Raw genomic sequence first — 11,538 nt, 5'->3', positions numbered from 1 at the left:
TTTGTTAAAAGAGACGCTGACTTAGCTGCAAGTCCTATACTACCTAGATAGTTGGCCTGCTGTGCCGTGTCAGTGGATGCGCATTATAGGCAGTTCTCAGATGGGCGCAAGGGCTTTTTACGTATTAAATCACGCTCGCACACTTTTCAAACAAAAACCGATAAAATCGCTCTATAAAAGCCACTTCCCCACTCAAGATGCTCAATTATCATGCGATAAATGGCTCGGTATTTAACGAGGCATTGCTGAGCGGGAAGATAAGTCTGGCACAGATTGATTCACTTTGCAGAAAATGTGTAAAAATTTGCCAAAAATTATTTATCGTGTCGATAGATTACTGAGCGTCGATGATAGGTGCGCCATAGTTAGTCAGCCTATCGTCTACATCGTAGGTACTAAAATCTATGCTTTAGATATCAAGCTTAGCGTAGTGCGGCTTGACATTAGTATGATATGCCCACCGCCATCTTCATCAACGTCAAAAATAAGTCTAAGCTAAACGCCCTTTTAGCTTCCCTCCCTCTGACTCGGCATCCCTTAGGGGCTTTTGCATACAGGCACAGAAAAAGGGAAGTGGATTTGTTCTATTGAACATGGTCCTAATAAACAATTGGACCATTTTGCCCCCTATATTTTGCCCCTTATTTAAGTACGGGTTCATTTCAGTGGCTAAGTTGCGTCAACGAAGCGGTCACATTTGCTGTTTAACTTAATGTTATTTAAGTTTTGCATATCCTTAACAGCAGCGTTATCTTGACTCGGTAGAAGCTATTTTTGCCTCACGTTGATAATCTATTTAACTGGCAAGAAGCGTATATTTCGTTAGGTATATTAAAATTAGGTATCCACAAGTGCTTATTATGGATAGCAAGATGATTAAAATTCGGTATCACGCACTATTACTCACACTAATATTGAGCCCTACGGTATTGGCGACAACCATTTACAAGTGGGTTGATGAAAATGGGGTGACTCATTACAGCCAACAGGTTCCGCCAGATAGGCCATCTGAAACATTGTATAGCGAAGATATAGAACAGCAAAAAGTAGGATTTATTGCGCCAAAAGAGACTGAAGTTAGCGTGCCAACTAAAAACCCACAACAAACCGCAGCAGAAGCAATAGTGCGACAAGATAAAGCACAAGCAAAAGCGATTTGTAGCAATGCTAAACATCAACTCAACCTACTTAACACCCACACCAGACTGACACGAAGAAATGCACAAACAGGTGATATGGAGAGAATGACGGAAGAACAAAGGCAAGCTGCCATGTCGGCGCAACAAGAGAAAATCAGCCTATTTTGTATAAAATAAGCTGACTTGCACTATGCTCACTTAAGCTAAGCTCAATCTATGACGTTCCCACACTATACATAGAGCGGCTAATGCCATCCTCACAAGCCTTAACGCCTGAACGCCAACCTTTATCAAATTCAGTTAGTCCATCGAGGACGGGATCTTTCATTGACTCGACGTCAACATTATTAGCGGGGTTAATCTTCACAGTTACCGCGCTACGACAGCCAATATTGTAACCATAATGATACAAGCTATCATATTCGACATTACCGACCCCTATATAAGTTGCACTTGTTAACGACTCGGGCGCCGTACCGGATGAGGTGCTACACCCAGTTAACGCAAGAGCTATTCCTAATAATAAGATTAATTTGATATTCATTCATCACTCCTTCAGTGCAATGGCGTCCAACATGCCATAAGTATAGCGGTGACGATATAAGGTAAGACACCATTAATCGGAATATCCACTCGATGATGGCTTAACTCTGTGACAACTCGATTAAACTAATTAATAACAAATCGAGTTGACACTACGAAGCAAAACACTATTAGCAAGGTAGTTGATGTTTATAGTGATTGCAAAATCACTAGGGTAAAATCCTCAATTTAATAATTACTTTACGGGCTCACATTTCCATACCAGCGTTTCCTTGTTAAGGATGACAAATTACTGGGCGATGAAGCTAATAAAAAAGCCCGAACTCAATATAATAAGTTCGGGCTTTTCGGTTGGAGAGGCTAACAAGTCAATTTAGCGATGGTACTGACTATTGATTAACACCTCTTACGCATCGTTATTGAGTAAAGGTTAACTCACCACCGGCGCTGCCAATATGAATTGGCTTACCTGGGATTAACTCGCCTCGTAATAGACGCTGCGCTAATGGGTTTTCAACCTCTTGCTGCAATGCACGTTTTAATGGGCGCGCACCATAGACAGGATCGAAACCAGCCTGAGCAATTAACGCCAATGCGTCATCACTTATCTCTAATTCAAAGTCCTTATCTGCAAGACGAGCGCGAAGATTATCAATTTGAATCTTAGCAATATGTGCAATGTGTTCTGACTCTAACGGATGGAACACGACACTCTCGTCAATACGGTTAAGGAACTCAGGCCTAAAGCTATGGGTCACGACATTCATGACTTCAGTTTTCATTTCGGCATACGTTGCGACACCAAAACGTTCTTGAATAATGTCTGAACCTAAGTTCGATGTCATGATGACCACTGTATTACGGAAATCAACCGTACGACCTTGTCCATCGGTCAAACGACCATCATCAAGCACCTGTAACAAGATGTTGAATACATCAGGATGCGCTTTCTCAACCTCATCGAGTAAGATAACCGAGTAAGGCTTACGTCTGACCGCTTCGGTTAAGTAGCCACCCTCTTCATAACCCACATATCCTGGAGGCGCCCCCACTAAACGTGATACTGAATGCTTCTCCATAAATTCCGACATGTCGATTCGCACCATCGCCGCTTCGGTATCAAACAAAAACTTCGCGAGCGATTTGCACAGTTCAGTCTTACCCACACCCGTTGGTCCGAGGAATAAGAATGAACCAATGGGGCGATTAGGATCCGCAAGACCTGCGCGGCTACGACGGATAGCATTAGCAACGGCATTAACGGCCTCATTTTGACCAATAACCCGTGTATGCAACGCATCTTCCATCTGTAAGAGCTTCTCCTTCTCGCCTTCAAGCATCTTAGACACTGGAATACCTGTGGCCTTTGAGAGCACCTCAGCGATCTCGACATCGGTCACTTTGTTACGCAACAAGGTCATATCTTGCATTTCAGCTTGAGAAGCTAAATCAAGTTGCTTTTCAAGCTCAGGAATACGGCCATATTGTAGCTCTGACATTCGGGTTAAATCCCCTGCACGACGCGCCACTTCCATATCCATTCTAGCCTGTTCGAGTTCGGCTTTAATATGCTGAGTACCAGCCAAGGCTGCTTTCTCGGTATGCCAAATCTCAGTAAGCTCTGCAACTTTCTCTTCAACTTCTCGTAGCTCACTGCGCAGCGTACTTAGGCGACGTAAACTCGCTTCATCGTTCTCTTTACTCAACGCTTGCTCTTCGAGCTTAAGCTGAATCGCCCGACGCTCAAGTCTATCTAGCGGCTCAGGTTTTGAGTCGATCTGAATACGAATACTCGATGCCGCCTCATCAATTAAGTCGATCGCCTTATCCGGTAATTTACGATCCGAGATATAACGATGAGACATGCTCGCCGCCGCCACAATCGCAGGATCGGTGATCTCTACATGATGATGCAATTCGTAACGCTCTTTGAGTCCACGCAAAATCGCGATAGTGTCTTCCACGCTAGGCTCATCCACCAACACTTTTTGGAAACGACGCTCAAGCGCGGCATCTTTTTCAATATATTGACGATACTCATCTAACGTTGTTGCACCGACACAGTGTAAATCACCGCGGGCTAACGCAGGTTTTAACATGTTACCGGCATCCATGGCACCATCGCCTTTACCGGCACCGACCATGGTGTGCAACTCATCGATAAACAGAATAACCTGGCCTTCTTCTTGTGCAAGCTCGTTGAGCACCGCCTTTAAGCGCTCTTCAAACTCACCACGATATTTAGCCCCCGCAATCAATGCGCCCATATCGAGTGACAATACCCGCTTATTTTTGATCCCTTCGGGCACTTCGCCGTTGATGATACGTTGTGCCAAGCCTTCGACAATCGCCGTTTTACCCACACCAGGCTCACCAATCAAGACAGGGTTGTTCTTGCTACGACGCTGCAGCACTTGAATGGTGCGACGGATCTCATCGTCACGGCCAATCACAGGATCCAACTTACCCTGCTCGGCGCGCTCAGTTAAATCAACGGTGAACTTTTTCAACGCCTGACGCTGATCTTCCGCATTAGGATCATCAATATTTTTACCAGAGCGAATTTGCAATATGGTTTGCTCTAATAACTCTTTGGTCGCACCAGACTTTTTAAGGCACTGTGCCAATGCATCACCGCCTTCTATGGCAGCCAGCACAAACAGTTCACTGGAGATAAACTTATCTTTGCGCTTTTGCGCTAATTTATCACATAAGTTTAGTAAGCGAATTAACGCCTGCGATAATTGAATATCGCCACCGGTACCTTCAACTTGAGGTAATCGCTCAAGCTCTTGGTTTAATGATGAACGAAGTGTACTCACCGAAATCCCTGCTTGAGTCAGCAAAGGATGGATAGAGCCACTATCTTGATTAAGCAATGCCATCATTAAATGAATAGGTTCAATGAACTGATGGTCACGTCCCAACGCTAATGATTGAGCATCGGAGATGGCTATCTGAAATTTATTTGTCATACGATCAAGCCGCATACAACCTCCTAAAACCAACGAATGAAGTTAACCTTCAGTATTTTGTTAATTTAAAGATGGGGGCTTTTTTGCTTAATTCAAGCTTAACCAGATTCACAAAGGTCAAAAAATGCTACTTTTCTAACCAGATCAAGGAAGCCATTCGACCGGTGATTGGCTCGCGGCGATAGGAAAAATAACGCTGTTTCAAGGTATAAGTACAATCGGATGAGCAAAAAATATGGCTAACACCCGCTTGCTCAATGCGATAGCGTGCGATCCCTTGCAGATCCCCCATATATTTATGTCCGCGAGGGCTAAAAAACAAGGTTGTTTGCAGATGTTTAGCGATAAATTGCTGCCTGACGTCATCACCAACTTCAAAGGCTGTAGCACCAATACAGGGCCCTAGGTAAACCAATAGCTGATCGGCTGGCGCATCAAATTGTCCTATCGCAGCTTCAATAATGCCATCGCACAAGCCGCGCCAACCGGCATGTACAGCAGCCACTTGCGTAGCCTGTTTATCGCAAATAAGCACCGGCAGGCAATCTGCAGTCAGCACGGCACAAACATGATTAGTACTTTGGCAAAAACTGCCGTCGGCAACTCGTTGTTGATCATTATCAAGATCGACCACTTTGACACCATGCACCTGCTCCAACCAAGCTGGCTCACATGGCAGTGCTAATGCGCTTCTAATAATAGCGCGATTTTGCATAACATCGGTGAGCGAGTCACCCACGTGGGTACCGAGATTAAGACTATCGAAAGGCGGCTGGCTTACACCACCCTGTCTCTGGGTGAAGGCGAGCTTCACCCCTTTAGGTATAAGCCAGTCTGATGGTAGCATTAATAATCGGTCGGATGCGCTTTGGTATCTTCACGCAACGCTCGAGTCAATTGCACCATATCATCAGGCACTGGCGCCTGCCAGCTCATGATTTCACACGTAAATGGATGAGCTAGCTCAAGTCTGATCGCATGTAGCGCTTGGCGCTTAAAGCCCATGTAGATCTCGAAAAACTCAGGCGTCACCCCTTTAGGCGGACGCGGACGGCCAGCGTAAACCGGATCGCCCACTAATACGTGACCAATATGGGCCATATGCACGCGGATCTGATGCGTACGACCAGATTCAAGGCGCAATCTCAAGCGCGTATGAGCTCGAAACTTTTCGGCGACACGATAATGGGTCACCGCTGGCTTACCGTTATGTACCACAGCCATGTGAGTACGCTTAGTCGGATGGCGGTCAATAGGCTCATCCACAGTGCCACCCGAAATAAGGGTGCCCTGTACTATCGCTTCATATTCGCGAACGATTTCTCGTGCTTGTAATGCCGCCACTAAATGAGTTTGCGCTTCCACCGTCTTAGCCACCACCATTAATCCTGTGGTGTCTTTATCGAGACGATGCACAATCCCCGCTCTTGGCACCAACTCAATCTCAGGGCAGTAATGCAATAACGCATTAAGCAAGGTACCGTCACTGTTGCCAGCTCCTGGATGCACCACTAAACCGGCTGGCTTATTGATAACCAAAATATGGTCATCTTCATAGACTATATTTAAATCAATAGCTTGTGCTTCAGCTTTCGTTTCTTCGTGCAGCGTAGCTTGCACTTCAATCTCTTGGCCTTCGAGTACTTTTTCTCGAGGCTTAGTTTGCACTACACCGTCGACACTGACAGCGCCTGCCTGTATCCACTCTTTGATGCGTGTGCGAGAATAATCAGGGAACATTTCGGCCAAAGTTTGATCCAATCTTTGACCAGTTTGTGTTGCTGTTATCTCGCTTTTTAGATTAATCTCTTGTGTCATAGGAACCGTACCCGCGTTTTGGGGTCCAAAATAATGTGCTATCTGTTACAATCGGATTGTTTCTATTTTATCCTGAAATGGAAAAATTCTTAACTACAACTTAAAAAGAATCGAATTCAAGTATGCATAATTTTGCCAAAGGCGCTGCTGTCGCCTTGTTATCACTGGCCCTCGCGGCTTGCAGTAGTAGTCCAGAAGATGATATCGAACTGACTAAATCATCCCCTGAAGTGCTTTATTCACAAGCTAGAACGTCAATGGAGTTAGGCAACTACAGTAAAGCTGTGCGCTCATTGGAAGCGTTGGACTCTCGTTATCCGTTCGGTCCACACAAAACTCAAGTGCAATTAGACCTGATTTACGCATATTACAAACTGGACGATCCCGCTTCTGGTATCGCCAATATCGATCGCTTTATTCGCTTAAACCCCACCCATAAAGATATAGATTACGTCTATTATATGCGTGGACTCGTCAATATGCAGTCAGATAATTACATGTTTCATGACATGCTAAATATTGACAGGACAGATAGAGACCCAAAAGCGGCGCAAGATGCCTTTAAAGATTTTGACCGTTTGATAAAGTCGTATCCTAACAGTAAATACGCTGCTGATGCGCAAAAACGTATGCAATTTTTAAAAAATCGTCTGGCAAAGTACTCAGTGACCGTCGCCGAGTACTATATCAAGATGAATGCATGGAGCGCTGCGGCAGTGAGAGCGCAAACCGTGATGGAATCGTATCCTGGTACACCTCACACAGAGCGCGCCTTAGAGATCATGGCGACGGCTTATGAGGAGCTTGGACAAGAGCAACTTAAAGAGCATGTGTTATTGGTGATGCAAAGCAACTTTCCTGATAATCAATTAGTAAAATAACTACTGATATATTAACGCTCTGGCTGACATCAACGGTAAACCGATTGATGTCAGCCTTAAATTACACATCTTTAGCCCCCCACACACTTTGTCTCTTTTTTGACGCGTAAAGCCCACTGTTTTAAATTAAGCCCTAAGGTTACGCACATCACTAAAGAGCGACCTTGCACAGCCTTGTCAGTGTCCCCTACCGATTACAACATAGCGTTACGCCCGATAACGTCTCTCACAGTTACTATTCGTTAAGAGCGACCACCTATTTAACATCTTCGCTTATCTTGCGTGCCAGTTAAAACCATGTTGAATGACAATCTAAGCCCTAATACTAAGTCACTTAAACTCCCGCCCTACTGAGACCAAGCTGATTATCTAACTTACATCTGCGATTAACCATGCGAACATCCTTCTCGTTGGATACCCTAATCCTATTTAACAGGCCTCGTTTAACGCCATAGTGGCATCCCGCAAAACCTCACACTAACTTAAATACGGTTTTAAAATCATAATTGCGACAAAAAAGTACGTTTCGTGCAAAACTTATTCAAACGGAAGCTTTTGAAGCATATTTTCAATAAATGGGTTGACTCAAATCCCGAAAAGCTATTTAATGCACCCCGTCGCCCGAATAGCTCAGTCGGTAGAGCAGAGGATTGAAAATCCTCGTGTCCCTGGTTCGATTCCGGGTTCGGGCACCAAATTTAATTAGGTGCTGCGGCAACTAAACAAAAAAGCCTCGCAATGCGAGGCTTTTTTGTTTCTATAGATTTTAAATACTGTTGTTAATTTAGTAGTGTACAAAGAGTTGTGCAGTGACCTAGTGTCGATTAAAAGTGCTCTGAAATAGGTATCTAACACGAGTCCCCAACATCCTCGCTAAGCTTCCAGAGCTATCACCTAAGCTCTCTAGACCATAACTCAAATTATCTCAGCCTAAACTCTCTTGCGCATCACCTGAACCATCTAAGCTATTTCCCCCCTAAACCTGTCTTACCTTGGTTTAGGGGGTTAAAACAACAGGGCCAAGATGAAACATCTTGGCCCTGTTGTTTTACTGCTAGCGTAAAAATTAAATCTTAAATAAGCTTACCGCCTGGTAAAGCGCTTCGGTACGTGCACGCACTTCATCCGAAGCATTGGCATTTTCTTGCGCTGCTGTTGCTGAGTCTGCGGCGATATCGCGAATGATCACCACGTTTTGGTTCACCTCTGAGGCCACCGCACTCTGCTCTTCGATAGCGGCCGCAATTTGTGTGCTCATATCCATAATGTTGGTTACATCGGCATTAATTTGTTCTAGTAAAGCGCCAGCATTTGCCGCCTCAGCAGCACTTTCACTACCTTGCTTTTGAGTCGATTCCATTAACTCTACAATCGAGCGCGTGCGCGATTGTAAGGTTTCAATAATCCCAGAAATCTCCTCTGTCGACTCTTGGGTGCGCATAGCTAAACTTCTAACCTCATCGGCTACGACCGCAAAGCCACGACCTTGCTCACCGGCTCTAGCCGCCTCAATGGCGGCGTTCAACGCTAGTAGGTTAGTTTGATCAGCAATGCCTCTGATCACATCAAGGACGCTGCCAATGGTTTCGCTGTCTTTTTCAAGATCCGCCACCACTTGCACTGAGCCATTGAGTTGCTCTGCCAATGCTTGAATTTTTTCGATAGTCTGCACCACACCCACTTGTCCCTGCTGCGCATTATTATGGGTATTGCTGGCACGCTCTGCGGCCAATTCAGTATTATTAGCGATTTCATCAATAGTGGCGCCCATTTCAGTGATTGCAGTGGCAACCATATCGGTTTCATTCAACTGGCGACTCACCCCTTCAGATGCGCGAATGGAGTTTTCAGATAGTTCTTTACACGAACGATTAACCATATCGACAGAATCTAACACCTGCTTAATCAGCTGCTGTAATGAATCGACCATACTATTAAAATGAATACCAATCTGGCTTATCTCATCACCTAAAGTGGTATCACAACGTAGAGTCAGATCTTTGGTTTCTTCGATTTGCGAAATAGCCTCGCTGATCTTTTTAACGGGATCCATTATGCTGCGAATAATGGCCAGAGTGAAACCAACTAAGATTATGGTGATCAAAATAAACACGACAATGCCTATGGTAGTCGCGCGGCTCTGCGCGCTATCAATCGCCTCAAGAGATTGTTTTTTCAACACCACTAAATCATCTTCAGCCTTAGCAATACTTTCTCTTAAGAGCTCCATTTGACCATCTTCTTTGCTCAAGCCAAGCTCAGTTTCAGTGTCGACTAACATCTTAAAGCTAGTTTGATAGCCATCAAGCAATCGAATGAGTTGCGACTGGACATGACTTTCTAACATCGAATCACTGACCTGCTGCTTTAATTTGCCTAGATTAGTATTGAACTTATCAACGTAACTCACATCACGACGCAGCATGAAATCTTTTTCATTACGTCTAAGCTGCAACATAGTCACCATCATTTCAGCTTCATTGTATTGCTCAACTAATGATTCAACTTGGTGCACCGCACTGCGCAGTGCGCCATATAAACCATCCTTGGGATGTAAACCTATTTTTTGCTGTAAATTTACAATATCAATAAATACAGCCTCATAGCGCTCTACGCTTTGTTTAAAACCATCTAACGTTGCAGCAGAGATACCATAATGTTCGAACGTCTCATTGAGTGCATGCAGAGTACTGTCTAACTGACTCGCGTTTACTTTATGTTTATCTAGGTAGCTCAAGTCTAAACGCACAAAAAAATCTTTTTCATCTTTGCGTAGGCTAAGCACTTCTTTTTCCAACTCAATCACTCTCTGAGCTGCGTGCGAAAGATCGTCGAGCGTATCGCCTGAATATAGCTGTAAACCAAACATCGCAATAACCGAACAGATAGACACTGCGGCACTAGCAAGCAATTTGTGGCGAATGAGCATAGAGAAAGGATCCTTAAAGTAAATTGGCTGAGCAATGTTAGCTTGATTAACTTAATCGACTATCAACACACTTGAATAAAGGCTGTAACCCTTTAGCGATTATAGTTTATATCGGCCAAGCAACGATGTTTCTTAACCCCTGACAGACTAACCGCTGTAGATTTAAACAAATTCACCATAGATAAGACCGAAAAGGAGGCGCTTCAAAAAACTCACGCGCTATAGCGGCATATGACGGTCACCTAAATACAGTCACCTAAATACAGTCACCTAAATACAGTCACTCAGTCCACACTGACCACTCTAAACACTTCATCGCAACCATCAGGATAGCGATAGTTCGGCGACACTTGAAATCAATTGATGTACAAATCGACTCGTAGTAATACAGCTTTGCTTTTTAAGTGTCACAATACTAAAGCACACAGCTAAAGGAGGCATATCTATTGGGCTCAAGGCACATAGCAATGGTTTCCTCTGTTCCTCTATCACACTAATTTGAGGCGCTAAAGCCACCATATGGGAATGTTGAAGTGCACTGCTTATCGGTTGAAAGGTGTCATAACGCAGCAACCCTGCAAAATCATCTCGGTATGGGGAAAAAAGATCACCAAAAGACTCCATCACTCCCGTCGGTAAATTGCGTGGTATAGCTAAAGGATAATCGCGTATGTCTGCTAAAGTCAGTTCAGACTTCACCGCCAAAGGATGGGTTTTTCGTGTGCAAAAAATCGCATCATAAGAAGGCAAATTAAACGCCTGTAGCAATGCATCATGACCTAACGCTTCTCTTGTAATATCGGTCACCATCAAAGATAACTTCCCCAGCAGCAGTTGTTGTATATGCTCCTGCCAAGTTGCGACCTTCAACTCCACGTTTACATCGGGATGCTGCTCAACAAAACGTCCTATTGCTGGACCAATAATGGTGTTAGCAGGTACAGGGCTGGCTCCTATCAATAAATGGCCGCTACTTTTGCCCTGCAGATAATGCAGCTCCTTACGCAAAGTATCGACACTGTCCAAAATAGTATCGCTATGACTTAACACCAATTCACCTGACGCCGTCAACGACATCGATTGATGTCCGCGATTAAGCAACTCAGCACCGAGTAAACTCTCCAGCCTTTGTATGCTTCTGGTCAGTGATGGTTGAGCGAGGTTAAGCCGTTTGGCGGCCTTTTGATAATTTTGCTCCTTAGCAAGTACATTAAAATTTCGTAAATGTCTAAATTCGATCACAGCGAATCCGC

Annotated in this window: 8 protein-coding genes and 1 tRNA gene; 3 read left to right on the top strand and 6 right to left on the bottom strand. The window is 44.4% G+C overall.

The window, feature by feature from the left end; all coding sequences use genetic code 11:
• Nucleotides 1-872 precede the first annotated feature (872 nt).
• Nucleotides 873-1,316 carry a DUF4124 domain-containing protein gene (locus DVO77_RS18530; protein ID WP_249038215.1) on the top strand — a complete coding sequence of 148 codons (444 nt, stop codon included), beginning with the start codon at nucleotides 873-875 and terminating at the stop codon, nucleotides 1,314-1,316.
• A gap of 37 nt (nucleotides 1,317-1,353) precedes the next feature.
• On the opposite strand, the gene DVO77_RS18525 is transcribed toward DVO77_RS18530, so the two are convergent.
• From DVO77_RS18525 to rluD, 4 genes are all read right to left on the bottom strand, one after another.
• On the bottom strand, nucleotides 1,354-1,683 hold the full coding sequence (locus tag DVO77_RS18525) for a hypothetical protein (protein ID WP_119979374.1): 330 nt from the start codon (nucleotides 1,681-1,683) through the stop codon (nucleotides 1,354-1,356).
• A 415-nt stretch (nucleotides 1,684-2,098) separates the two neighbouring features.
• Complete coding sequence (clpB, locus tag DVO77_RS18520) at nucleotides 2,099-4,672, bottom strand: ATP-dependent chaperone ClpB (RefSeq protein WP_119979372.1); 2,574 nt, start codon at nucleotides 4,670-4,672, stop codon at nucleotides 2,099-2,101.
• A 112-nt stretch (nucleotides 4,673-4,784) separates the two neighbouring features.
• On the bottom strand, nucleotides 4,785-5,504 hold the full coding sequence (pgeF, locus tag DVO77_RS18515; RefSeq protein WP_119979370.1) for a peptidoglycan editing factor PgeF: 720 nt from the start codon (nucleotides 5,502-5,504) through the stop codon (nucleotides 4,785-4,787).
• Nucleotides 5,504-6,475 (bottom strand): 23S rRNA pseudouridine(1911/1915/1917) synthase RluD, encoded by a 972-nt coding sequence (gene rluD / locus DVO77_RS18510; protein WP_110457494.1) that lies wholly within the window; start codon nucleotides 6,473-6,475, stop codon nucleotides 5,504-5,506. The genes pgeF and rluD overlap by 1 nt, the downstream gene beginning before the upstream one ends.
• A gap of 122 nt (nucleotides 6,476-6,597) precedes the next feature.
• On the opposite strand from rluD, the gene DVO77_RS18505 reads away from it, so the two are divergent.
• Both DVO77_RS18505 and DVO77_RS18500 read left to right on the top strand, forming a co-directional pair.
• Nucleotides 6,598-7,356: an outer membrane protein assembly factor BamD gene (locus DVO77_RS18505; RefSeq protein ID WP_119979368.1), complete on the top strand. Its 759-nt coding sequence runs from the start codon at nucleotides 6,598-6,600 to the stop codon at nucleotides 7,354-7,356.
• A gap of 619 nt (nucleotides 7,357-7,975) precedes the next feature.
• Nucleotides 7,976-8,051, top strand: a tRNA-Phe gene (locus DVO77_RS18500).
• A 371-nt stretch (nucleotides 8,052-8,422) separates the two neighbouring features.
• On the opposite strand, the gene DVO77_RS18495 is transcribed toward DVO77_RS18500, so the two are convergent.
• Both DVO77_RS18495 and DVO77_RS18490 read right to left on the bottom strand, forming a co-directional pair.
• Nucleotides 8,423-10,285 carry a methyl-accepting chemotaxis protein gene (locus DVO77_RS18495; RefSeq protein WP_119979366.1) on the bottom strand — a complete coding sequence of 621 codons (1,863 nt, stop codon included), beginning with the start codon at nucleotides 10,283-10,285 and terminating at the stop codon, nucleotides 8,423-8,425.
• A gap of 324 nt (nucleotides 10,286-10,609) precedes the next feature.
• Complete coding sequence (locus DVO77_RS18490) at nucleotides 10,610-11,527, bottom strand: LysR family transcriptional regulator (protein ID WP_119979382.1); 918 nt, start codon at nucleotides 11,525-11,527, stop codon at nucleotides 10,610-10,612.
• Between the last annotated feature and the right edge of the window lie 11 nt (nucleotides 11,528-11,538).

Origin of the sequence: Shewanella algidipiscicola, assembly GCF_003605125.1 — a bacterium.
GTDB classification, from domain to species: domain Bacteria; phylum Pseudomonadota; class Gammaproteobacteria; order Enterobacterales; family Shewanellaceae; genus Shewanella; species Shewanella algidipiscicola.
The sequence above is the reverse complement of the archived record's forward strand: the minus strand, read 5'-3'. Positions and strand labels throughout refer to the sequence as shown.